Raw genomic sequence first — 21858 nt, forward strand, 5'->3', positions numbered from 1 at the left:
CCTCAGATCACGACGAGCTCTGCGTCCTCGTCGGCGTACGCGGACCGGGCCTCCACGGGGCGGCCCATCGCTTCGGACATGGCGGTGACCAGCGCCGACGCGGCGTCGATCTTCTCGGCGGACCGGGCCTTGTCCGGCTTGACGTTCCCGGACGGGTCGGTGAACACCGACAGGTTGTCGATCTGCCAGCGGACGGCCTCGTTGCCGCCGTGACGCAGCAGCGGGCGTTCCTCGGTGCCGGCCAGGAGTAGCCGCTGGACCTCCTTGAGTGGAGGCGACAGCGTCTGCAGGCCCTGCCTCACCTTGACCAGCGGGGCCTCGGCCTGGGCGAGGTTGTTGGTCAGCGGGACCGCGTTCCAGGGGTCGAAGCCGAGCGACCGGACGTCGAACGTCTCCAGGTCGGCCTCGATCTGCGCCTGGACGAAGTCGTAGTCGGCCACGTTGCCCGGCGTGACGCGCAGCAGGCCCGCCTTGACCCACCTGGAGGCCGCCTTGGCCGTCCGCTTGTCGAGGGCCTCCACGTTCGCCTCGGGCGTCCACAGCCGCCACAGGGCGTCGTAGCCGCCCTCGTCGTCGGGGAACAGCCAGCACAGCGCGATCAGGTCGGACGTGGAGGCCAGGTCGAGGCCGCCGTACGCTTCCCGGCCGGCCAGGGCCTGCTCGTCGACGACGCCGGCGTTGCGGTCCCAGCTGGCCAGCGTGAGGTACTTGGTCTCCTGCTTGGTCCGCACGCCGAGGTGCAGCCGCAGGTACGCCGCCAGCTCGGCCGGGCTGTTCTTCGCCGCGGTGGCCTTCGACCGCAGGTAGGCGCGGGTCGGGCTGATTCCGTACCCGGGGTTCGCCTTGCGCTGGGTCTCCTCAGCGAAGGGGTCGTCCTCGGGATCGGCGCACCACACGACGCCGTACGTCGTCTCGTCGACGAGCACGCCTGAGGCGAGCTGCTCGACCAGGCGCCGCTTGCGGTCGTAGACCGTCTCCCGCCGGCCGGAGTCAGCCGTGGTGATGATGACGATCAGCGGCTGGGTCCGGGAGCCGGTCCCGGTCTCGATCGCCTCCAGCAGGTCCGGGGTCTTGTGGACGTGCAGCTCGTCGACGACGCCGCAGTGGATGTTCGCGCCGTGCTGCGCGTCGGCCGCCGAGGAGACGACCTCGATCGTCGAGCCGGATGGCTTGTGGATGACCTTCTTGGCCAGCGCCTTCACGAACCGAGCGAGCGCCCGGCTCTTCTGCGCCAGGGTCTTGATCGGGTTGAAGACGAAGCCGGCCTGCCGCTCGCTGGTGGCCGCGGTGACGACCTGGGCGCCTTGCTCGCCGTCCGCGCACGCCATGTAGATGGCGATGCCGCCGCACAGGGTGCTCTTGCCGTTCTTGCGGGGCACGTCGACGTACAGCGTCCGCACGATCCGGACGTACGCCTCGCTGTCCTCGTCCCAACGCACCCAGCCGAACACCGGGGCGAGGATGTAGGCGACCTGCCAGGGGTCCGGGATCAGCGGCTGACCGGCCAGCCGGCCCTGCGTGTGGCGCAGCTGGCGGAACGCGGCCAGGACCTGGTCGACGCGGTCCGGATCGAAGGCGGCGCCCTCGACGTCGCGCGGCTCCGGCGTCTTCCACCGCGGCGGGCAGTCCGGCAGCGCGATGCCGCGGCTGACGAGGTACCAGGCGACCTCGGGGGAGAGCTTGAGCCGCTCCAGCTCCTCCGCCGGCGGCAGGAACGCGGTGGGGACCTCGTCAGCCGGCGCGGCTGCTGCCGCCGAAGGGGTTCTCCTCGCCATCCTCGCCGTCGCCCTTCACCAGCCCACCCTCGGCAGACGGGGACAGCCCGAAGTGCGTCGCGAACGCCCGCAACTCCTTGCCGGCCGAGCGCGCGATGACGACGTTCGGGTTGGCCTGGAGCCGCTTCGACTCGGTGCCGTCCTTCCGTACGCTGACGACCTCGACCAGGAGGCCCTGCAGCTGCACCTCGCGGGACGCCCAGACGTACGTCGCCCAGGTCTCGCAGTAGGCCGAGAGCATCGCCCGGTCGATCTTCTTGAGCAGGCCCATCCGGTCCAGGTCCGGCACGACCCGCCGCCACTCCGCGGCCGCCTCCTTCGACAGCCACGTCGGCGGGTTCGGTGCCTTCCGCTCGAACGCCGGCGGCTCCGCGACCTTGCGGCCGCCCGAGTCCGTACCGTTGCCCCGGCCCTTGAGCAGCCGCAGCGCGGGCGGCTCAGGCGTACGCGCCATGGGTCTCCTCCAGCTCGGGCTCGACGCCGCTGTCGTCGATCACGCAGGCGTCGTCCTCGAACGACCACCGGGTGCCCGGCAGGCCGCAGACGCCGGTGAACTCGTGCTCGTCGACGAACCGGCCGGCGAGCCGGGCGATCTCCACGTGGTCGACGCAGGCCGCGAGCGTCACCGGGCCGTACTGCGCGGAGTCGGCGAGCACGTGCCACCGCGCCGGCGCCTCGCAGAGCGGGTCCGCCGGCGTGTCCGAGTAGCCGCAGACCGCGCGGTACTCGTCGCTGGCCGGGCCGACTCGCGGCCCGAACGCACCCGGTTCCGCCACGTCAACCTCCCAGAACGATTTCACAAGCACCGTCCTAAATGGACATGTAATCGATGCCCGGCAATGTGCGTTCACGGACACGGGGGTGCCCCAGGAAATTTCATTCTGAGATTTGGAGAGCTTCACTACCGTCGACGGTGCCCCCGGCCTCCGCCGTCATGATCTCGACTCCCCTACCCCCGCGCGTGCCCGCTGAGCTGCGCGGATGCGCTCGGCTCTGCTCTTCTCCTCGTGGCATGGCGTCGCGCAGATCGCGCCAAGGTTGTCCTCGTCGCGAGGCGATCCGCCCTCGGATACAGGTATCTTGTGATCGACCTGTGTCGCTTCCTGCTTGCCGCAGACGTAGCACCTGCGCTCGTCCCGTCTCAGGATCCGCTGGGCCAGCGTGTCCCACTCGCTGCGGCTCATGCCGTACCGCTGCTCGAAGGGAACCCGCCCGTCCCAGGCCGGCCGCTCGTGCGTGCCGCACCGGCCGCGGTCGACCAGCGTCCGGCAGCCAGGCTCAGCGCATCGGCTCTTCGGTGCGGTCGGCACCGGGCCACCTCCTGGCCAGGGGAGGGGTATCACCCCCGGGGGGGGGTACGACGGAGGCCCCGACCTGGTGGTCGGGGCCTCCGGCCGGGAGCCTATCCCCGGCACCGGCAATGGGTAGTTGTCGTGGACGCACTGGTCCTACTGGCAGGTGAGCGTACGCCCTGCTCACCGGGTGATCAAGTCATGCCGTGGCGGGAGTGTCCTGCCTGGCCTGACGGTCGATCTGGACGCGGCTGTCGAGGACCTGGGCGATGCTCGAGCCGGCCGTAGCGTCCAGTTCGACGTGCCCAGGGGCTGCGTCCCTCAGCCGCTGGGCGGCGACCTGCTGGTAGTGCTCGGACAGCTCGACGCCCACGAACCGGCGGCCGGTCTGCAGCGCCGCCACCCCGGTCGACCCGGAGCCGGCGAACGGGTCCAGCACGGTGCCGCCGGGCACGCACACCTGAGCCAGCTCGGCCAGCAGCGAGACGGGCTTCTCGGTGATGTGCTGCCGGTTGCGGCCCCGGGGCTGGCTGGCCGAGTACAGGCCGGGCAGGTACACCGGGTTGCGGGTGGCGTCGATCGGCCCGTTCGATCCCCAGAGCAGGTACTCGCACTCGGCCTTGAAGCCGCCCTGGCGGGGCCGGCTGATCGGCTTGTGCCACGGCACGATCCCGCGCCACAGCCACCCGCCGGCCTGCAGCGCGTCGGACGTCGCGGGTAACTGCCGCCAGTCGGTGAACACCAGCAGGCTGGCGCCGGGCCGGGCCGCCCGGAGGCAATGCGCCAGGACCAGGGCCAGCCAGGCCACGTACGAGCGCTGGTCGCGGTTATCGCCGGTGAAGTCGGCCAGCTGGTGGACGGCGTCACCGGAGACGTACTTGTCCCGGGCGGACTGCTTGGTGCGGTCGGACTGGGTGCGGCCGCCGCTGTTGTACGGCGGGTCGGTGAGGACCAGGTCGACGCTGCCAGCCGGGAGGGTGGGCAGCACGACCAGGGCGTCGCCGGCGTGCAGGGTTGATCGGTCGTCGGTGTGAAGGATGGTCATATCTGGCGTCCCCCGTTGCACAGATGGATGGTCTGTCGCGCCAGCGTGCGACACGGACGTCCCGGCGTCAGCCGCCGGCGGCGGGGCCCGGGACGGAAGAAGTGGGCGCACTGGTCCCACTGGCATCCGAGCGTACGCCCTGGTCAGGCTCGTGATCAACGGCAGCGGCCTGCCGCTCGCGCTCGGCCCTGGCGGCGGCTCTGCGGGCCCGGTCTTCCTCGTCTCGCCGGCGCTGCTCGGCCAGCTCGTCGAGGAGGTTCAGCACGTCGCCGAACCGGTAAAGCGGCCTGAGCCACTGGTCCCAGGCCAGCTCCTGCGGGCCCTCGACCTCGTCGTCCAGCGCGACGGTGGCCTGCCGCAGCCGGCCGCGCTGCGCCAGGGCTCGCAGCTGCCCGGGCGTGCACGTCCGACCGAGCCGTGCCGCCGCGGTGGCCAGCTGCGACGCGGTGCCTCGGACATCGCGGGCCTCGTCGAGCAGCCACCGCACGCGGGGCCCGGTCTGGTGGGTGGTCTGGCAGCCCGGGCACCGGACCCAGGTGACGCCGGGCCAGGCGTACAGGTCGGTGGTGCACCGCTGCTCCGGGTCGCCGTCGATCGGCGCGAGGCAGGTGCCCGCGTACCACCGGTCGGCGGGATTCTCGACCAGCCGCTTGACCGCGTGCGCGGCGCCGAGCAGCTCCTCGGCGGCGTCGGTGGCGTCGGGCTGGCGGCGCAGCCAGTGCAGGTGCTCGACGACGAACCGGGCCGCGGCCGCCACCGGGTGCTCGGCGCGTCGGTCGCGGATCTCGTCGCACGACTGGTGGCCACACCGGCCGGGCAGGGCGGTCCAGCCGGGGCCGGCGCAGAGCGGTCCGACCGTGCGGGGCCGGCGGCGGGGCAGGGGTACGCCGCGGGCGGTGGCGATGTGGTCCATCCAGGTGACGACGACGTGCGCGGCCGCCCAGGCCGCGTTCGACGCCTTGAGGTCGACGGGGATGGGGGGCTCGGTCGAGCGTGGGCCGTCGCGGTCGCCGTAGCGGGCCTGCCGGGCGATGTTGACCGCGGGCTCGCCGGCGAGGTCCGCCATCTCCTGGAGGGCCTGGCCGACGGGCCGGTAGCACTTCGGGCAGACGTAGCCGCCGGTCGGGTCCGGCCGGCCACACCAGGCGCAGTCGTGGAAGGAGGTCACCGGTTCTCCTCTTCGGGGGCGGGCGGGGTGGCGGGGACGGAGCCGGGGGGCCAGACGTAGTCGGGTGGTGAGGTTGCGGAGCTGGGCGGCCGGGAGCGCCGGTGGTAGATGTCCGGGGAGTCCGGGGGCCTGGCGGGTTGGGTGGGGCGGCGGGTCGGATCAGGGCGATCGGGGCGGTGCCCGACCCGACCCTCCCCGGCACCCCCCTCGACCGTCGCGGACCGCTGTTCGTGCTGGTGACCGCCGTTCTGCGGATACACCTCACCCATGGTGTTGTCGTTCGGATCGGCGATCCGGTCGGTTGTTCGATCAGTGATCGGATCAGTGATCGGATCAGCGTTTGATCGGTGTTCCGTCGCTGTTCCGTCGGTGATCGGCGGGTGGTCGGGGAGGTCGTTGAGGACCTGGTCGCGGCTGGCCCAGGCGGCCCGCTCGGGGGCGGTGGGTTCGGGCAGGAGGACCATGTCGGCCTCGTAGGGGGTGCGGTGGCCCTTGTGCTCGTTGCAGCGGGCGCAGCAGACGACGAGGTTGGCGCCGTCCTCGCCGGCGGGCAGGTCCGGGTCGACGTGGTCGAAGGTGAGCACCTTCCGGCGGTCCCGGGCCCGGCCGGCCTTGGCCGACAGCGGCCCGGAGCGGCAGTAGCGGCAGGCGCCGCCGTCACGGGCGTAGACCATGGCCTTGAGCGGCGCGGATCGCAGGTCGGCTTTCTGGGCGCGGTTGCGCTCGTACTCGGCTCGGGAGGGGTTGCGGCGCAGGAAGTTGTGGATCCGGTAGGCGTAGCCCTCGATCCAGGCGTCGCCGAGGCACCGGCATTCGTCGCCGGGGCGGTGTAGCAGCGGCTGTTCGTCGAGGACCGGCGTGCACAGCAGCTCCAGGTAGCGGCGCCGGCGGGCGTAGCGGATGGCGGTCTGCTCGGTGAGGTAGCCGTCCTTCTTGATGTGGCTGGCCTTGGCCTTGAGGCGGCAGTAGGCGGCCTGGAGGTGGTCAACGAGGTTGGCGTCGCCGCCGGCGAGGACGTCCCACACGGCCTCGTCCGCGAAGGTGTCGCTTTCCAACCAGTAGGGCATACGGTCCGCCTAAAGATCAACTTTGTTCGATGGGTGTTCTAAAACGCGATCGACGCGGCCACCCGTCGAGGGATGGCCGCGCCGCGGTTGGCGGATCGGTCAGATGGGGTTGATGCGCCTCCACCACGAACGCCGGCGCGGCTGGGTGTCGACACGCACCTGCAGCTCGGCCCGTGCCGCTGCCGATGCGGCGGGAAGCGCGGGCGGCGCGGCGGCGGGCGCCGCCGGCGGCACCGGGGCCGCAGGGAGCGAGCGCAGCAGCAGGTCGTCGACGTGCCGCTGCCACTCGCTGATCGGACGGCCGAGGATCGGCTCCGAGCCGTCCGTGAGATCGGCCAGCTCACCGAGCAGCCGCGCGGCCAGCTCGTACGCGCTGGGCCCGGACGGGGAGGCGTTGACGATCAGCGCGGCGACGAGGCTCGTCAGCAGCGTCCCCCGCAGGTCCCGCGCGATCCGCTGGCGCAGCTGCGCCTCCGACTCGTGGGCGGCGGTCAGTTCCTCGGCCAGGCGCAGCCGCTCGGCGTTGGCGCGGTCGGCCTGCTCGCGGTACCGGTCGCGCTCAGCGTCGGCGTTCGTGACCGCGCGGTGCAGCTCGTCGACGCGGCCCCACGCGATGTTCAGGCTGACCTGCTGGGCGTTGCAGACCCGGGCGAGGCGGATCCGGTGGTCGAGCAGCGCGTCGATGGTCGGTCCGTACACGCGGCGGGCCTCCGCCCGGGCGGCCAGGTCGGTGGCGGTGTCGGCGTGGGTCATGGGGTTCCTCCAGGGGCGGGTTTGCAGGCAGGGCAGCGGGAACCGGGTAGGCCCCAGACGGGGCGGTAGCAACCGACGCAGGCCACGTACTCGTAGCCGGCCGGCGGGGACGGATCAGAGCGCTCGGTGGCCTCAGGTGGGGCGTCGCCGGCGAGCGCGGCCTCGACCAGGGCCCGGCCGCGGCGGGCCCTCTCGACAGCCTCGGTCGGGCTGCGGGCCTGCCGCGCGGCCAGGTCGGCCTCCCAGGCGGGCCGGCCTCGCCGGCGCGGCGCGCTCACCGGACGCTCCCACCGGTCAGCACGGCCTCGACGAGGGCGCGGCCGCGACGGGAGGTCGCGGCGAACTCCTCTGCCGGCGTGCGGCCGACGACCGGCCGGCCGTCGTCGACCGGCGCCACCCGGGGCGCTGGTGCCACCGCCGGCGGGGCAGTCGCGCGGCTGGGGTCGGGCAGTAGGCCGAGCTGGTGCGCGGCGCGCTGCCAGTGCGGGCACGCGTCGTGCAGCAGCCGCCGCGGCGTCTTCGTCTTCGGGTCGGTGGCGGCCGAGCGGAAGGCTGCGGCGACCAGGTCCCAGCGGCGCTCCTGGACCGCGTTGTCGGCCAGGACGTCGCGCAGCGCCCGGGGCGACCAGTCCGGGCGGGCGGCGATCAGCTCGGCGGCCAGGTCGTCTTCCACGGTCGCCGGTTGGGGTTGATCGGCCGAAGGCGTCTTCTCCTCCTCCTGGCCGGCAGCCGAGGAACCAGAAGGAGGAGTAGGAGGTTCTACTTCATCAGGTTCAACTTCTTTAGGTTCCCGCCCCGAAATGGGGGTGACAGGTTCACCCGAATCGGGGGTGACATGTTCCCCCGGATCGGGGGTGACAGGCTTGTCGGCCTGTTCCCCCCGATCGGGGGTGACAGGGCTGACCTGCTCCTTATCCTTCGCCTTGGCGCGGCGAGCGTCCCGCTTGGCCTTCTCGTCGGCGCGCTTGAGCGCGATCAGCGCCCGGTGCTCGTCGTACCACGCCTTAAGAGTGATCTTGCCGGTGTAGCCGGGCGGGGGGAGCTGGTGCACGGTGTAGGTATTGCGGCGGTGCAGGCCGCTGCGGTCGACGTCGACGGCGCCCAGGTCCACCAGCTCGTCGAGGTATCCCTTGATCTTGTCGCCGCGAGACATGCCCATCAGCACTGCGAGGGTCAGCGTGCTGGTCTTGACCATGTCGTCGTCGCGGGATCGGTTGACGTGCATGCGCAGCACGACGTACAGGGCGATCGCGCCGGGGCTGACCCCGGACAAGGCGACCCAGTCGTGCACGTCGGTCCACTGCGGTGACTCGCGGCCGCGCTTGAGGTCGACGTCGGCGCCGGGGCTACGGGTGGTCGTCACGCCTGACCTCCCATCGGTCGGTGGCACGCGGTACGGTTGGTGCTTCTCACGCTTGGCCTTTCGAGGTTGGGCAGGCGGCGCGGCACCTCTGACCAGGTGCCGCGCCGTTGTTGTTGGGCGGTGTCATGCAGCCCTGGATCTGGGACGCAGGGCTTCTAGCAGCACCCGGCGGTGCTCCTGGGGGTTGTCGGACGGGTCGACCGGCCGCGGCGCGGGCGCAGGCGGCGGGGCGGTCTGCTCGACGGAGACGTCGCCGGGGTCGCCGTATCGCTCGGCGAGGACCTGCCGGAGACGGGCATCAGGATGTGTCATCGGTCGAGGAACCTCTCTGCCTGCTCGTCGACGTCGGCGAGGGTCCGTCGTCCCAGTTCGGTGGGTTCGACCCGGTGCTGGCACCGCTGGTCGTGCAGGGCAGGGCCGATCCGGATCCACTCGGCGGCCAGCTGCTCCTCGGCTCGGGCGGTGACGCGGAAGGCGCGGCTCTGGCCGCTGGAGGTGTCTCCCAGCCAGTAGGAGCCCTCGCCGCAGTCGTGGGTGACGTCGCCGGCGGCGGCGGCGCGCAGCAGCGCGATCCGGGTCTTGGTACGGGCCAGCAGCCGATCGTGGGCCATTACGCTCCCTCGCTGGTCCGGTCATTGGCCACCGGGCGCGCCTCCTGGTCGACGTCGCCGCCGTGGGCGCGGCACAGGCCGTTGAGCCAGGGGCGGGCGCCGCAGGGAGTGATTCCGGTCGGCGGCAGCCAGGGGCAGGCAGGCGGTCCGTCCGGGTGCCGGTCGCCGGCCATGAGGTCCAGGCCGGCCCGCATGGCGGCAGTGAGGGCGGCGGCGCTGTCGCCGTCGACGTCGACGTGCTGCAGGCCGTACCGGTTGTGGTGGCCCCGGTGGAGGCCGTCGCCGTTGGACCAGGTGCGGGCGTGCCAGTCGGTCCACCGCTGGGCGAACGCGTCGTCGCGGTCCTCGCGGATTGACGGGTCGGCCAGCGACGTCTCGTAGTGCCACCACAGGTTGCTGGCGTCGGACAGCACCCGCATCGGCGTGCCGTTCCACGCCGCGCCGAGGTGGATCAGGCGGCGACCGACCAGAGGTGTCAGGTATGGCACGAGCTGGTCGGCGTCGACCGCACCGGGGGTGCGGGCGAGCTTGCTGCTCGGGTACTTCGGCCATACGAGGACGTCGACGAGCACCTGGCCGTCGACGGTGGTGGCGTGGACCTCGATCGGGCAGCCGTGTCCGAGCCGGTGCAGGGCGATCAGGACGGTGTCGGGGTGGTAGAGGACGTCGCGGGCCCAGTCGACGGCCTGCTGTCGCAGCGCGAGCCACGACGGGCGTGCCGCGGCGAGGCGCTCCGCCCGCCCGCAGCCGAGGCACCGCCGCCGCTCGTCGTTCGTCATGGGCAGTGGGGCGTCGCTGGTGGCCTGGCAGCGGGCGCAGGTACGGGCGGCCGTCCAGGCGGCCTGCCGGGCCGGCGACAGTGCCGGCAGCTCCACGGAGTCCGCGATCGCGTACAGCGGCGCGTGCTTGTTGCCGTGGTAGAACAGGGTCGCCACCGACTTCTGCCTGTCGGCGGGGCGGCGCCGCTGGCGGGCCAGCATCGTCTTGGTGGCCAGGTGCTCGGGGATCTCCCCGACCCGGTACAGAGGCAGGCCGTCCGGGCAGCGCGTACGTCGGTCGGTCATCTCACGCTCCCTCGCTGGTGCGTACGTAGACGCGGATGTACTGGCGGTAGCGGCCGGCGTCGGCGCCGGCGAGCACGTGCGGGTCGCCGACCTCGAGCAGCCGGCCGCCGCCGGCGAGCTGCGCCCGCAGCCCGGTCAGCTCCTCGTAGGTGCCGACGGCCCACACCTCCAGGCCGAGCGCAGAGTTGGCGCGGGGCTTGGCGCTAGGCATGGCGGCCGCCGAACGGCCAGCGGCGCCCCGGTGGGTGCGCGTCGAGGGCGGCGTAGCCGGCGCGGGTGAGCCGGTATCGGGCCGGTGCGGCGTACCCGGCGAGGGCCAGCGCCGCGACGGCCAGGTGCAGCAGCCGGTCCCGGTCGGCGGGGTCGAGCGCGTGCACCACGTCGACCACGTGCTGGCCGGGGCAGATCCCGGCGTGCGGGCATGCCTCGGCGTCGCTGTGCTGCGCCGCGGCGGCGACCAGGTCGACGAGGACGGCCCGGTCTTGGTCGAGCAGGGCCAGCAGCGCCGGCGGCGGGGTCAGGTCGTCGTCCATCACCACTCCCGCTCGCCGAGGATCCGAGCCTCCAGCTCGCGTGCTGCGTCGTGACGCGGGTCAGCGGCACCCTCGGCCGCGGTGGAGTCGGGGTGTTGGGCGTCGCCGGCCCGGCCGAGCTTGTGGCAGACCTGGCAGGGAGCCAGCCGTGACCAGGGGTCGGCCGGCACACCGTCCGCCGCCACGTACGCGTGCGGCGAGACGGTGGGCCGGCCGGGGCGGGGCGCCTTAGACACCGCTGGTGGCCTCGACGGTCAGGCCGAGCAGCGGCGCCAGGTTGGTGACGAGCATCCGCGCCTCGTAGATCGGCACGAAGGTGATCGGCCCGCCGCCGAGCTGCACGGCGAGTGCCGTCTGCTGGTCGGCGGCCTGGTCGAGAGTCCGGCGCTTGCGCTCGGTCTCGCCGAACCACAGCGAGCCGGGCCGCTGCAGCTGCGCGACCACGAGGACCGCGTCTCCGTGCGGCAGGGTGAGGACCAGGCGCTGCGGTGAGCTGCGGTGCACGCCGCCGGAGGCCGGCAGCGTCGGCACCTCCGCGTCGCACAACGTTGGCTCGCACCAGTCCGGGTGCGGCAGGACAGTGATCGTCATCGGGTGGTTCCCTCCTGAATCGGTACGCGGGGCAGGACCGCCGTGTCGTCGGCGGCCGGGCCCGCCTGCGACGTCGGCCGGCGCGCGCCGACGGCGAAGCCGTCTACGCCGGCGGGCACGGGCTCCCCCGTCGGGGCGTCGTGGCCGCGGTCGTAGGTCATCGGGTCGTCACCGGCCAGGCCGAACCAGGCCTCGTCGAACGCCGGGCGCTCGTCGAGCAGGGTCAGCGGGCCGAACTCCTCCACCGCGAGCGCCGGCCCGTAGAGCAGGCCGCCGTTCACGGCGATCAGCAGCGTGTCTCCGGGGTCGGAGTCGTCACGCTGGTAGCGGATCGCGAACAGCAGCGCCCCGTCCGCACCCCGCCACACCTGCCCCGGGTGCACCTCGGGAATGTGCGGGTGGATCTCCACCAGCGGCTGGAAGTGCTCGTCGACCAGGGGCAGGTGCACGACGTCGCCCGGGTGGTCAGGCAGGGTCACCTGCAGCTGCAGCTCGCCGTGCGCGACGATCGTCGCCGCCGGGATCACCAGGCGCACGACGGTGCCCGGCAGGGTACGGTCGTAGGCGCTCCTCGGGTGGCCACCGGGGTCCGAACCGGCGGTGGCTGCAGCAGCTGGCGGCTGGGCTGCACGGTGACCTTCACGCCGAGGGCCTTGGCGTGCTGGCGGGCGGCGGCGCGCAGCGCGCTGCGCGCCTTGGCCTTGCTCTCGCAGTGGATGACGACCACCTCGCCGCCGTCGGGCCGGTGGATCACCTTCCACCCGTCCTCGCGGCTGTAGCGGGCCTCCACCAGGGCGTGATCGGTGTCGGGACGGTAGATCGTGTCGAGGGTGACGACCGCGTACATGGGCGCGTCACGCGCGTAGTCGTACTCCCAGACGCGGATCTCCGGGACGCCGTGCGGGCGCCAGGGCGGGGCGACCGCGTCGAGCTTGCGCCAGGGCGGGATGGACCACGAGTAGTCCGGCCCGGTCTTGTCGGTCCACACCTGCACCGCGGCGTACTCGTTGGCCTGGTCGACGCGCTCGACGGTCTCCCACCGATTCAGCGGGGAAACGAACCGCCAGCCCTGGGCCAACTTCTCCGCCACGGGGCGGACGTCATCGCAGCCCAAGCACTGCTTGGTGCCGCCGCAGCTCAGGCAGGTCGGCTCGTGCTTGTCGAGGACCTGCGCGGCCAGGCCCCGGCGCTGGCGCAGGACCCGCAGGACGCTCGAGACCGCGTACATGGGCGCGTCCGGAGCGATCTCGCCGACCGCCGTGCGAAGCTCAGACAGCGCGTGGTCGAAGTCGTAGTCGCCGCTCGGCAGGGACGGCACCCGCTGGTTGGCCTCGTAGCGTCGAGACCACTCAGAGACGCTCATGCGAAGGCCACCTCGTCCTCGCGCAGCGCCGGGTCCTGAACCGGGGCCGGCCAGATCAGCCGCGGGAACTCCACCGGCACCTCCGCGAACAGACCCATCACCGGCCGGGCAAGCGTCGCGACGTCCGGCTCGTCGGCGGCGGCCGACGCGGCCGCCGGCCACTCGGGCGGGTTCTGTGCCACGTTCGCGGCGGCGGTCCGGCCCGGGGTCAGGCCGTTGACCTTGCACCAGACGTGCAGCAGCCAGCCGTGCCACGGCGTGCCGGCGTCGTCGTTGCCCATCCAGTGCCAGCTGCTGCCGACCTGGTCGTGGATGACCTCGACGTCGAGCATGTCCGCCCACGCCTCGACCGCGGCGACCTGGTCGTCGTCGAAGCGGAGGCTGACGGCACCGCACTCGGGGGCCATCTCGATGTTCATCGGGGCCGGCAGGGACTCGGTCACCGTGCGGGCGATCACCCGCAGCAGGTACGCCCGGTCAGCGGGGGTCTTCGGCTGCCGCATGTTGGCGGCCTCCGGTACGCTCTCGGTCATCTGGATCTCCTGGTCTTGGCGGGTCAGGGACAGGTGTTGCGGGCCCTCTGCCGTTGCCGCGGCTGGGGGCTCGTGTCGTTCAGGCCGCATCGCGTCGCCGCTTCTTCGCGCTCTCCAGCGCCATGCGGCGGTAGTGCGCTCGCTTGAGTCGGTCGACCGCGGCCGCCAGCTCGTCCGGGCTGAGCACGCCGTCCGGGTCGGCCTGGCGCTCCCACTGGCGCCGGCGCGCCTCGCGGGCGGGCGCCAGGGCAGCGGTGCGCTCCTCCTGGCTGTTGACCCGGGACCAGCGGGTAAGCGATCCGATCGCGGCGGAGAGCTGGCGTTGCGCCGGCGGCAGAGCCGCGAATCCCCGGCTCATCAGGCGACGGCCTTGTCGGTGCGGAAGGCGTCGGTGCGATTCGGGCGCAGGGCCTGTACGAGCGAAGCGTGGACGGTGACGCTGCACCGGGGCGAGTAGCCCAACTCCAGCTTGCTGACGTACGCCTTGGTCACGCCGACGCGGGTGGCGAGCTCTCCGATGGACAGCCCGCGTTCCTTGCGTGCCTCGCGCAGCGCATCGCCGTTGATTGCGACGAAGGCGCTTGCGCGGGACCTCCTGGGCGTCTTCATGGGGGAAACTGTAGGAAACTGTGGTCCGCGTGTCAACAGGAAGCTGTAGGAAACTGCGGAAGCTGTAGGGATCTTGACCCTAAACTTAGGACGTACTTAATTCATGTACGCAGATGCTGTCGCGCTTACGGCACTAGCTATCGGTTTCCTGGGGTTTCCTGGCATCCTGTTGACAGTTGCGGGAACCTGACCGAGATAGCGCAGGTGGATGACCAAACGGATGAGCCCCGAGGAGCGGGCGGCGATCGGCGCGCTGGTGCGCCGGCGTCGCGCTGCCGAGCGCATCAGCCAGGAGGCGATGGCCGGGCGGGCGCCCATGAGTGCCGTCACCTGGGGACGAGTCGAGGACGGCAAGGCTGTCCGTGTTGGCACCTACGCCGGCGTCGAGGCGGCATTCGGGTGGCCGCTCGGATCGCTCACCCGGTACGTCGAGACAGGAGAAGAGCCGCCAGAGGCGAGCGTCGAGCCGCAGCTGCAGGGCGGCGATCTCGTCGGGACGGTGCTGGACAGCAGCTACCCGGACGCGGTCAAGGTCCTACTGGTCAAGGCGCTGCGCGCGGGTGGCGACCCGGTCGACGCGCTACTGCTAGCAGACGCGCCGGACGGGAACAAGGTGAAGGCGATCCGCGCGCTGCGCGAGCTCCAGGCCGAGCACGTCGATGGCCGCGCTGATCCGGAGCAGCCCTGCGACCGTTCCGAACCTGCCTAGTCAGCGACCATTCGCTTATCGGGTTTGTGCAGTGCGGAGGGGAGCGCGGCAGCGCTCAACCGAACGACGCTCGGCCGGTGTCTGCTTGTAAGCGAGATGTCGCCGGTTCGATCCCGGCCGGGGGCTCCAACGGCACCGCCGATTTCGCACCTGGCTGCCCGCCGTCCTCAGTTGGAACGGCGGGCCTCGCGTTCGGCGCGCTTGCGCTCGCGCTCCTCCCGGCTCCACTGCTTACGCCGCTCGAGGTCCTGCTTCCACAGGTCGCGGGCCTGTTGGGAGCCGCCCTGGATGGCGTTCTCCACGGTCGGCGGGCCGGCCAGGTTCTTGAACACCCACGACAGGATGCGGCCGCCCTCGCCGGGTGCCTTCTTCTCCTCGCCAGCCATCGTCCACGCTCCGTCCCGCGTCCGCTCGTTGGTGGGCAAACGATTGGTGCACCAACTATTGGTACGGTAACAGGGTGGCGAGAAGCGGTGCAGGATCGGGTGACCTGAGCGGGATCGACGACCCGCTGGCTCTGGAGCAGCAGGTCTGCTTCGCCCTGTCCGTCGCGGCCCGCGGGGTGGTGGCGGTGTACCGCCCACTGCTCGAACCGATGGGCCTGACCCACCCGCAGTACCTGGTGATGCTCGCGCTGTGGCAGCACGGGCCGCTCTCCGTACGTGACCTGAGCCGGCTGCTGCAGCTCGACCCGGGCACCCTGTCGCCGCTGCTCAAACGCCTGGAGGCGAGCGGCTACCTCCAGCGGGAGCGGAACCCGGCCGACGAGCGCAGCCTCGCCGTGACGCTCACCGCCAAGGGCCGGGCCCTGCGCAGCCAGGCCGAGCGGATCCCGCCGGCCATCGTCGAGCGGCTCGGCATGCCGCTCGACGACCTCCGGAAGCTGCACGCCGCCCTCACCGAGGTGATCGAGGCCGCCCAGCAGGCCTCGAAGGCCGCCCCACCGCCGGGCGACCGCCGGTCGTGACCCGGCCCCGCGGTGCGGTCGCCGTCGAACCACGACCGCCCGCGGGATGTACGCCGGCGGTCAGCCCCAGTTCTGCGGCGCGGGCTGGCGGGTCGTCGCGTTGATCCGGTTGAAGAAGTTGGTGGTGGCGATCCAGAGCACCAGCGCCGCCAGCTCCTTCTCCCCGAAGTGGCGGGCCGCCTCGTCCCAGATGTCGTCCGGCACCGGGTCGCTCCGGTCGGCGAGCCGGGTCGCCGCCTCGGCCAGGGCCAGCGCCGACCGCTCCGCGTCAGTGAAGTACGGCGTCTCGCGCCAGGCGGCCAGCGCGAACAGCCGCTCCTCGGTCTCCCCATTCTTCCGGGCGTTGCGCGCCCCGGAGTCGACGCAGGCGCTGCACCCGTTGATCTGGCTGGCCCGCAGGTGGACCAGCTCCAGGGTGCTGGCCGGTACGCCCGCCGAGTGCGCGGCCTTGTAGAGCAGGTTGACCCCCTTCACCGCGTCCGGGAGCAGCGCCGCCGGATTCTGGATACGTGCTTCGAGAGCCATGTCCGTTGGTCCTGTCTTGTTAGGCTGGCCGGCGTTCACCGCCGCCGCGTTGTCGTCCGTCGCCTGGATGTCGAGCGTGGGGCGGATGGCGTGACAGATGTGACAGCGGTCACCCGAGGGCCGCGTCCGGTCGGGATGGCGAGGCGTGAGCGACACCGAGCTGCTGGCCCAGCGTTTCGAGGAGCAGCGTCCGCGGCTGCGCGCCGTGGCCCACCGGATGCTCGGCTCGCCGGCCGAGGCGGACGACGCCGTGCAGGACACCTGGCTGCGGCTCAGCCGCGCCGACCTGAACACCATCGACAACCTGCCGGGCTGGCTGACCACCACGGTCGGGCGGGTCTGCCTGGACCGGCTGCGGTCCGGCAGCGTCCGGCACGAACAGGCGGGGGACGAGCCGGCCACCGAGGCGCCCGGGGGGCGGGACCCGGAGCAGGAGGCGCTGCTCTCCGAATCGGTCGGTCAGGCGCTCGAGGTGGTGCTGACCACCCTCGGCCCGACCGAGCGGTTGGTGTTCGTGCTGCACGACATGTTCGCCGTCTCCTTCGAGGAGATCGCGCCGGTGGTCGACCGCAGCTCCATCGCCGTACGGCAGATCGCCAGCCGCGCCCGGCGCCGGGTGCAGACCCGCTCGGCCGACCCGCAGGCCGATCCGGTCCGGAAGCGCCGGGTCGTCGAGGCCTTCCTCGCCGCATCGCGGGAGGGCCGCTTCGACGACCTGGTGAGCCTCCTCGACCCGTACGTGGTGCTGCGTGCCGACGCCACCGCCGTGCGGATGGGCGGGACCGGCGAGCTCCGCGGCTCGTCCCCGGTGGCCGACTTCTTCAACGGCCGCGCCCAGGGCGCGGTGCCCGCGTTCGTCGACGGGATGCCGGGGGCCGTGGTGGTCGTGGACGGCCTGATCCTGCTGGCGCTCAGCTTCACCGTCACGGACCGGATCATCGGGATCGAGGTGGTGGCCGAACCCGACCAGCTCGGGGCCCTCGATCTGGTGGTCGACGGGGTGGCGGGAGCGGGCCGGTGAGTCGGGCGGCCGAGGAGTCCAACCGCGCGATGCTTCGCGCCCGGGACGCCATGGACCGGGCGTACGCCGAGCCGCTGGACATTCCCGCGCTGGCCCGGATCGCGCACGTCTCCGAGGCGCACTTCATCCGCACCTTCCGCGCCACCTTCGGCGAGACCCCGCACCACTACCTGCAACGCCGGCGCGTCGAGCGGGCGATGTACCTGCTGGTGCGGACCGACCAACCGGTCACCGAGATCTGCCACGCGGTCGGCTTCGGCAGCCTGGGCACCTTCAGCCGTACCTTCCGGGACATCGTCGGCGAGCCGCCCTCGGCGTACCGGACGCGGAAGACGGTGCCGGCGCCGGTACCGAACTGCTTCATCAAGGCGTGGATGCGCCCGAGCATCCCCACCTGACCGGCCAATCCATCACTTTTGGATAAGCAGCGGACCGGCGGTCTGGCCTAGCGTCTTCGGCATGACGATGAACTCGATTTCCCGCTCCCAGATCTACGTTCTCGACCAGGACGAGGCCCTCGACTTCTACGTCGGCAAGCTCGGCATGGAGGTCAACACCGACGCGGACCTCGGCTTCATGCGCTGGCTCACGGTCAACCTGCCGGGCGAGCCGGACCGCGAGATCCTGCTGGAGAAGCCCGGGCCGCCGGCCCTGGACCCGGCCACCGCCGAGCAGGTCCGCGAACTGCTCACCAAGGGGGCGCTCGGCGGTCACCTCTTCATGACCACGGACGACGCCCACAAGACGTACGAGGACCTGGTGGCGAAGGGCGTGGACGTCTACGACGAGCCGACCGAGCAGCCGTACGGCATCGACTTCGGCATCCGGGACCCGTTCGGCAACAAGATCCGCATCGGCCAGATGTTCCCGCGGGCCTGAGGGGAGCGGGCCGGTGACCGAGGCGATCGAACGGTCGGTGGACCGGGTGACCGGGGAGCGGGCCCTGCTTGCGGGCGGCGTACTGGCCGGTCCGCTCTGGGTGGCGGTCGCGTTGGTCCAGGCGCTGACCCGGGAGGGCTTCGACCCACGCCGACACCCGGTGAGCGTGCTCAGCACCGGCGACCTGGGCTGGGTGCAGATCAGCAACTTCGTGGTGGCCGGCCTGCTCTGCGTCGGGGCGGCCCTGGCCCTGCGGCGGATCCCGCACCCCGGCCTCGGTCCGGTCAGCGGCCCCTGGTTGATCGGCCAGTACGGCGTCGGGCTGGTGCTGGCCGGGATCTTCGTGGCTGATCCATTGGACGGCTTCCCGGCCGGTACGCCGGGCGGTCCGGGCGAGGTGAGCTGGCACGGTGCGGCCCACTTCGGCGCCGGGGCGGTCGCCTTCACGGCGCTCATCGCGGCCTGCCTGGTCGCCGCACGCCGTTTCGCCCGGCGCGGTGAGCGCGGCTGGGCGGTGTACAGCGGCGTTACCGGAGGCTTCTTCACGGCGGCCTGGCTGGCGCTGATGGCCGGCGGGCACCCGGTGGCGATGGTGGTCTTCGCGGTGGCGGTGGTGGTCGGCTGGGGCTGGGTGTCGGCCACGCTGCGGCGGGCGCTGCGGGAGGCGGCCGGCTGAGCTAGGACGCCCGCCCGAGTCACGGAAAGAGTGGTCATCCGAGTCGGGATGACCACTCTTTCGTGCGTGTGGGCGATCCCCGGCAGGCCGCGGGGCCGTGGCGTCAGTCGAGGAGGCCGGTGAGCAGCTCGACCACGGCGGCGGTGGCGGCGGGCGGGGTGACCTCCGGCGGGCAGTCCACGTAGCCGGTGGTCACCGGGCCCACGGTGAGCTGGTAGGTGAAGGCGTCCGCGCACATGGTCGTCCTGGTGGCGGTCGCCTCGGCGACGAGACGCGGGTCGGCGGTGAGCTGCCGCAGCCGGTCGAGTTCCGCGGGGCTGAGCTGGCCGGTGCGGGAGGCCCCGGCCCGGTCGACCTTGGTCCAGTGGCCGCCGGGCGTCACGGTCAGCGTGTCCTCCAGCCCGACGATCCCGCCGGTCCTGATCAGCACCACGTCGACGCCCGGGCGGCCCGGCGAGCCGGCGTCGGTGGCCGTCGCGGGCGGGGTCGCCGGAGTGGCGCTGGCGCCGGGCTCCGGGGCGGTCGGGCCGCCGGTCCGGGTGGCGGTGGTCCCGCCGGTCTCCGTGGCGGTGGTCCCACCGGTCTGCGCGCAGCCGGCGACTGGGGCGAGAAGCACGGCGAGGATGACCGCCGCGACGGGGGCTGTTCTCATGCCGCTCGGACGCACGGCGGGGCCCTCCGGTTCCGTCAACCTGGGCCACCTCATCCGAACGGCCAATGTTGCCGGCAGGAAAGCGCTCGCCCTCTTCCATCTTCTTCGATGTATCACTATATCTACATCAGTGACTACCCCCGTCACAACTTTCTCCTGTCAGGAGGGCCCGTGAAAAGACCCCTTGCCGCCGTCAGCGCCGCGCTGCTTGCCAGTGGCGTGCTGACCTGCGTCACCACCTCGGCGTACGCGGCAACTCCCAGTGCCCCCGCCCCCGAGTCCGCTGCCGCAGCTCGTGCCGAGAGCCTGCTCCGCGCCAACCCCGGTGCCGTCCAGGGTGCCAGCGGGGAGGCCTACCAGGCCGTCCGGACGAAGACGGACCCGAACGGCGCGTCGCACACCAAGTACACCCGCACCTACCACGGCCTGCGCGTCTACGGCGGTGACTTCGTCATCCACACCGCCCCGAACGGCACCATGGCCGGTGCCTCGGTCGGCCTGGCCGCGCCGCTCACCCTGAGCACCACGGCCAAGGTCAGCTCGGCCGCGGCCGCGGCGAGCGCGCGCAAGACCTTCTCCGGCACGCTCACCTCGGTGGGCGCCCCGGAGCTCTTCGTCGACGCCAGCTCCGGCAAGGGCCGCCTGGCCTGGGAGACCGTCGCCGCCGGTTGGAAGGCGGACAAGCAGACGCCGTCCAAGCTGCACGTCATCACCGACGCCACGACCGGCAAGGTGATCGGCTCGTACGACGAGATCGAGACGGTGGTCGGCAGCGGCCAGGGCATCTACACCGGCACGGTCAGCATCGACACGACGCTCTCCGGCAGCACCTACCAGATGGTCGACCCGTCGCACGGCAACGGCCGCACCTGCGACATGAACAACGGCACGTCGACCTGCACCACCTTCACCGACGCCGACAACGTCTGGGGCAACGGCGCCAACTCCAACCGGCAGTCCGCCGGCGTCGACGCTCACTTCGGTGCCGCCAAGACGTTCGACTACTTCAAGAACGTGCACGGCCGCAACGGCATCTTCGGCAACGGCGCCGGCGTGCCGAGCCGGGTGCACTACGGCAGCAACTACGTCAACGCCTTCTGGGACGGCTCCCAGATGACCTATGGCGACGGGTCGAGCAACGCCCGTCCGCTGGTCTCGCTGGACGTGGCCGGGCACGAGATGAGCCACGGCGTCACCGAGGCGCTCTCCGGCCTGGTCTACTCCGGTGAGTCCGGCGGCCTCAACGAGGCCACCAGCGACATCTTCGGCAACATGGTGGAGTTCTACGCCGCCGCGCCGAGCGACCCGGGCGACTACGACGTCGGCGAGAAGATCAACATCAACGGCAACGGCACGCCGCTGCGCTACATGTACAACCCCGGCCTGGACGGCGCGTCGCACACCTGCTGGTCGACCAGCACCAAGAACGTCGACGTGCACTACTCGTCCGGCCCGGGCAACCACTTCTACTTCAACCTGGCCGAGGGCACCGGCTCCACCGCGTACGGCACCTCGCCGCTCTGCGGCTCCGCCCCGGCGATGACCGGCATCGGCCGGGCCAAGGCGGAGAAGATCTGGTACCGCGCGCTCGACGTGTACTTCACCTCCAACACGACGTACGTCAACACCAGCAACCCGGCGAACACCGCCCGGGCGTACACGCTGCGGGCGGCGACCGACCTGTACGGCAACTGCTCCACCGAGTACAAGGCCGTCCAGGCGGCGTGGACCGCGGTGAACGTGGCCGGCAACGACGCGCCCTGCGGATCGACGGGCAACGACTTCTCCGTCACGCTCTCGCCGGCCTCCGGCTCGGTGACCGCGGGCAACGCGATCTCCACCACCGTGTCCACCGCGACCACCAGCGGCACCGCGCAGACCGTGACGTTCTCCGCGTCCGGCCTGCCGACCGGCGCCACCGCGTCGTTCAGCCCGGCCTCGGTGACCTCGGGCGGCTCGTCCACCCTCACCATCAGCACCTCGGCGAGCACCCCACCCGGCAGCTACTCGGTCACCGTCACCGGCACCGGCACCTCGGTGAACCACTCGGCGACCTACCTGCTGACCGTGAACGGCACCGGTGGTGGCTGCACGGGTGCCGGGCAGAAGCTGGGTAACCCGGGCTTCGAGACCGGGACCAGCCCGTGGACGGGCAACACCACCGCGATCGGTTCGTTCGCCGGCCAGACCGCGCACGGTGGCACCCGGTTCGCCTGGCTGAACGGTTACGGCTACAGCAGCAGTGAGAACGTCGCGCAGGCGGTCGCCCTGCCGACCGGTTGCACGACGTACAACTTCAGCTTCTGGCTGCACATCGACTCGGCCGAGACGACCACCAGCATCGCGTATGACACGCTCAGGGTGCAGGTGCTCAACTCGTCCGGGACGGTGCTGGCGACCCTGGCGACCTACTCGAACCTGAACAAGGCCACCGGGTACAGCCAGAAGTCGTTCTCCCTGGCCGCGTACGCCGGGCAGACCGTCACCCTGAAGTTCCTCGGCACCGAGGACGTCTCGCTGCAGACGTCCTTCGTGATCGACGACACCGCGGTCAACGTCTCCTGACCTGACCGAACCGTCGGCGGGCCCGGCGGCCACCCCACGCGGGTGGTCGTCGGGCCCGCGCCGTTATCGTCAGCCGGACCGGCGGCGGAGGGGGAGA

General features: G+C 72.0%; 32 protein-coding genes. 7 read left to right on the forward strand and 25 right to left on the reverse strand.

Features of this window, described 5'->3' with window-relative positions:
• Positions 1-2: 2 nt before the first annotated feature.
• From A6A27_RS29025 to A6A27_RS29115, 22 genes are all read right to left on the reverse strand, one after another.
• Entirely contained in the window at positions 3-1775 is a 1773-nt protein-coding gene (locus tag A6A27_RS29025; RefSeq protein WP_083672949.1) for a terminase large subunit, read from the reverse strand.
• Positions 1732-2229 carry a phage terminase small subunit P27 family gene (locus A6A27_RS29030; protein WP_073837814.1) on the reverse strand — a complete coding sequence of 166 codons (498 nt, stop codon included), beginning with the start codon at positions 2227-2229 and terminating at the stop codon, positions 1732-1734. Before A6A27_RS29030 ends, A6A27_RS29025 begins: the two co-directional genes overlap by 44 nt.
• Entirely contained in the window at positions 2213-2581 is a 369-nt protein-coding gene (locus tag A6A27_RS29035) for a hypothetical protein (protein ID WP_143194234.1), read from the reverse strand. Before A6A27_RS29035 ends, A6A27_RS29030 begins: the two co-directional genes overlap by 17 nt.
• A gap of 126 nt (positions 2582-2707) precedes the next feature.
• The gene (locus tag A6A27_RS47740; RefSeq protein ID WP_443190014.1) at positions 2708-2959 is read right to left on the reverse strand and encodes an HNH endonuclease; all 252 of its coding nucleotides are present in this window, start codon (positions 2957-2959) and stop codon (positions 2708-2710) included.
• 307 nt (positions 2960-3266) lie between these two features.
• Positions 3267-4112, reverse strand: a complete 846-nt coding sequence (locus A6A27_RS29045) for a DNA methyltransferase (protein ID WP_083672950.1) — start codon at positions 4110-4112, stop codon at positions 3267-3269.
• Positions 4113-4179: 67 nt separating this feature from the next.
• Positions 4180-5280 carry a hypothetical protein gene (locus tag A6A27_RS29050; protein ID WP_073837817.1) on the reverse strand — a complete coding sequence of 367 codons (1101 nt, stop codon included), beginning with the start codon at positions 5278-5280 and terminating at the stop codon, positions 4180-4182.
• Complete coding sequence (locus A6A27_RS29055) at positions 5277-6347, reverse strand: HNH endonuclease (protein WP_073837818.1); 1071 nt, start codon at positions 6345-6347, stop codon at positions 5277-5279. The genes A6A27_RS29050 and A6A27_RS29055 overlap by 4 nt, the downstream gene beginning before the upstream one ends.
• 99 nt (positions 6348-6446) lie before the next feature.
• Positions 6447-7100, reverse strand: a complete 654-nt coding sequence (locus A6A27_RS29060) for a hypothetical protein (protein ID WP_073837819.1) — start codon at positions 7098-7100, stop codon at positions 6447-6449.
• Positions 7097-7378 (reverse strand): hypothetical protein, encoded by a 282-nt coding sequence (locus A6A27_RS43565; RefSeq protein ID WP_143194235.1) that lies wholly within the window; start codon positions 7376-7378, stop codon positions 7097-7099. The genes A6A27_RS29060 and A6A27_RS43565 overlap by 4 nt, the downstream gene beginning before the upstream one ends.
• Complete coding sequence (locus A6A27_RS29065) at positions 7375-8463, reverse strand: hypothetical protein (RefSeq protein WP_073837820.1); 1089 nt, start codon at positions 8461-8463, stop codon at positions 7375-7377. The genes A6A27_RS43565 and A6A27_RS29065 overlap by 4 nt, the downstream gene beginning before the upstream one ends.
• Before the next feature lie 123 nt (positions 8464-8586).
• The gene (locus tag A6A27_RS43570) at positions 8587-8775 is read right to left on the reverse strand and encodes a hypothetical protein (protein WP_143194236.1); all 189 of its coding nucleotides are present in this window, start codon (positions 8773-8775) and stop codon (positions 8587-8589) included.
• Complete coding sequence (locus tag A6A27_RS29070) at positions 8772-9074, reverse strand: hypothetical protein (RefSeq protein ID WP_073837821.1); 303 nt, start codon at positions 9072-9074, stop codon at positions 8772-8774. The genes A6A27_RS43570 and A6A27_RS29070 overlap by 4 nt, the downstream gene beginning before the upstream one ends.
• Positions 9074-10138: a hypothetical protein gene (locus A6A27_RS29075; RefSeq protein WP_073837822.1), complete on the reverse strand. Its 1065-nt coding sequence runs from the start codon at positions 10136-10138 to the stop codon at positions 9074-9076. Before A6A27_RS29075 ends, A6A27_RS29070 begins: the two co-directional genes overlap by 1 nt.
• A 1-nt stretch (position 10139) precedes the next feature.
• Positions 10140-10349, reverse strand: coding sequence for a hypothetical protein (locus tag A6A27_RS43575; protein WP_143194237.1), 210 nt, complete (start codon positions 10347-10349; stop codon positions 10140-10142).
• Positions 10342-10671: a hypothetical protein gene (locus A6A27_RS29080; RefSeq protein ID WP_143194238.1), complete on the reverse strand. Its 330-nt coding sequence runs from the start codon at positions 10669-10671 to the stop codon at positions 10342-10344. Before A6A27_RS29080 ends, A6A27_RS43575 begins: the two co-directional genes overlap by 8 nt.
• A complete protein-coding gene (locus A6A27_RS29085) occupies positions 10671-10907 on the reverse strand; it encodes a hypothetical protein (protein ID WP_143194239.1) in 237 nt (78 codons plus the stop codon). Before A6A27_RS29085 ends, A6A27_RS29080 begins: the two co-directional genes overlap by 1 nt.
• Positions 10900-11262, reverse strand: a complete 363-nt coding sequence (locus tag A6A27_RS29090) for a hypothetical protein (protein WP_073837825.1) — start codon at positions 11260-11262, stop codon at positions 10900-10902. Before A6A27_RS29090 ends, A6A27_RS29085 begins: the two co-directional genes overlap by 8 nt.
• Entirely contained in the window at positions 11259-11798 is a 540-nt protein-coding gene (locus tag A6A27_RS29095; RefSeq protein WP_073837826.1) for a hypothetical protein, read from the reverse strand. The genes A6A27_RS29090 and A6A27_RS29095 overlap by 4 nt, the downstream gene beginning before the upstream one ends.
• Positions 11786-12625 (reverse strand): hypothetical protein, encoded by an 840-nt coding sequence (locus tag A6A27_RS29100; protein WP_073837827.1) that lies wholly within the window; start codon positions 12623-12625, stop codon positions 11786-11788. Before A6A27_RS29100 ends, A6A27_RS29095 begins: the two co-directional genes overlap by 13 nt.
• Positions 12622-13158, reverse strand: a complete 537-nt coding sequence (locus A6A27_RS29105; protein ID WP_073837828.1) for a hypothetical protein — start codon at positions 13156-13158, stop codon at positions 12622-12624. Before A6A27_RS29105 ends, A6A27_RS29100 begins: the two co-directional genes overlap by 4 nt.
• Before the next feature lie 79 nt (positions 13159-13237).
• On the reverse strand, positions 13238-13516 hold the full coding sequence (locus A6A27_RS29110; RefSeq protein WP_083672951.1) for a hypothetical protein: 279 nt from the start codon (positions 13514-13516) through the stop codon (positions 13238-13240).
• On the reverse strand, positions 13516-13767 hold the full coding sequence (locus A6A27_RS29115; protein WP_073837829.1) for a helix-turn-helix domain-containing protein: 252 nt from the start codon (positions 13765-13767) through the stop codon (positions 13516-13518). Before A6A27_RS29115 ends, A6A27_RS29110 begins: the two co-directional genes overlap by 1 nt.
• 208 nt (positions 13768-13975) lie before the next feature.
• Here A6A27_RS29115 and A6A27_RS29120 point away from each other — a divergent pair, with 208 nt between their 5' ends.
• Complete coding sequence (locus A6A27_RS29120; protein ID WP_083672952.1) at positions 13976-14476, forward strand: helix-turn-helix domain-containing protein; 501 nt, start codon at positions 13976-13978, stop codon at positions 14474-14476.
• A 167-nt stretch (positions 14477-14643) separates the two neighbouring features.
• On the opposite strand, the gene A6A27_RS29125 is transcribed toward A6A27_RS29120, so the two are convergent.
• Positions 14644-14862 carry a hypothetical protein gene (locus tag A6A27_RS29125; RefSeq protein WP_073837831.1) on the reverse strand — a complete coding sequence of 73 codons (219 nt, stop codon included), beginning with the start codon at positions 14860-14862 and terminating at the stop codon, positions 14644-14646.
• A 113-nt stretch (positions 14863-14975) separates the two neighbouring features.
• On the opposite strand from A6A27_RS29125, the gene A6A27_RS29130 reads away from it, so the two are divergent.
• A complete protein-coding gene (locus tag A6A27_RS29130; protein WP_198940497.1) occupies positions 14976-15443 on the forward strand; it encodes a MarR family winged helix-turn-helix transcriptional regulator in 468 nt (155 codons plus the stop codon).
• Positions 15444-15503: 60 nt separating this feature from the next.
• Here A6A27_RS29130 and A6A27_RS29135 read toward each other — a convergent pair whose 3' ends face one another.
• Entirely contained in the window at positions 15504-15968 is a 465-nt protein-coding gene (locus A6A27_RS29135) for a carboxymuconolactone decarboxylase family protein (RefSeq protein ID WP_073837832.1), read from the reverse strand.
• Positions 15969-16113: 145 nt separating this feature from the next.
• Between A6A27_RS29135 and A6A27_RS29140 the strand changes: the two genes are divergently transcribed.
• From A6A27_RS29140 to A6A27_RS29155, 4 genes are all read left to right on the forward strand, one after another.
• Complete coding sequence (locus A6A27_RS29140; protein WP_073837833.1) at positions 16114-16989, forward strand: sigma-70 family RNA polymerase sigma factor; 876 nt, start codon at positions 16114-16116, stop codon at positions 16987-16989.
• Positions 16986-17387, forward strand: coding sequence for a helix-turn-helix domain-containing protein (locus tag A6A27_RS29145; RefSeq protein WP_198940490.1), 402 nt, complete (start codon positions 16986-16988; stop codon positions 17385-17387). Before A6A27_RS29140 ends, A6A27_RS29145 begins: the two co-directional genes overlap by 4 nt.
• A gap of 61 nt (positions 17388-17448) precedes the next feature.
• The gene (locus A6A27_RS29150) at positions 17449-17868 is read left to right on the forward strand and encodes a VOC family protein (protein WP_073837834.1); all 420 of its coding nucleotides are present in this window, start codon (positions 17449-17451) and stop codon (positions 17866-17868) included.
• Positions 17869-17881: 13 nt separating this feature from the next.
• The gene (locus tag A6A27_RS29155; RefSeq protein WP_083672953.1) at positions 17882-18544 is read left to right on the forward strand and encodes a DUF998 domain-containing protein; all 663 of its coding nucleotides are present in this window, start codon (positions 17882-17884) and stop codon (positions 18542-18544) included.
• 103 nt (positions 18545-18647) lie between these two features.
• Here the strand turns inward: A6A27_RS29155 and A6A27_RS29160 are convergent, their stop codons facing one another.
• Positions 18648-19196, reverse strand: coding sequence for a hypothetical protein (locus tag A6A27_RS29160; protein WP_073837835.1), 549 nt, complete (start codon positions 19194-19196; stop codon positions 18648-18650).
• A 171-nt stretch (positions 19197-19367) separates the two neighbouring features.
• On the opposite strand from A6A27_RS29160, the gene A6A27_RS29165 reads away from it, so the two are divergent.
• On the forward strand, positions 19368-21761 hold the full coding sequence (locus A6A27_RS29165; RefSeq protein ID WP_073837836.1) for a M4 family metallopeptidase: 2394 nt from the start codon (positions 19368-19370) through the stop codon (positions 21759-21761).
• Positions 21762-21858: the final 97 nt, after the last annotated feature.

This window comes from Micromonospora sp. CB01531 (assembly GCF_001905095.1).
GTDB lineage: Bacteria > Actinomycetota > Actinomycetes > Mycobacteriales > Micromonosporaceae > Micromonospora.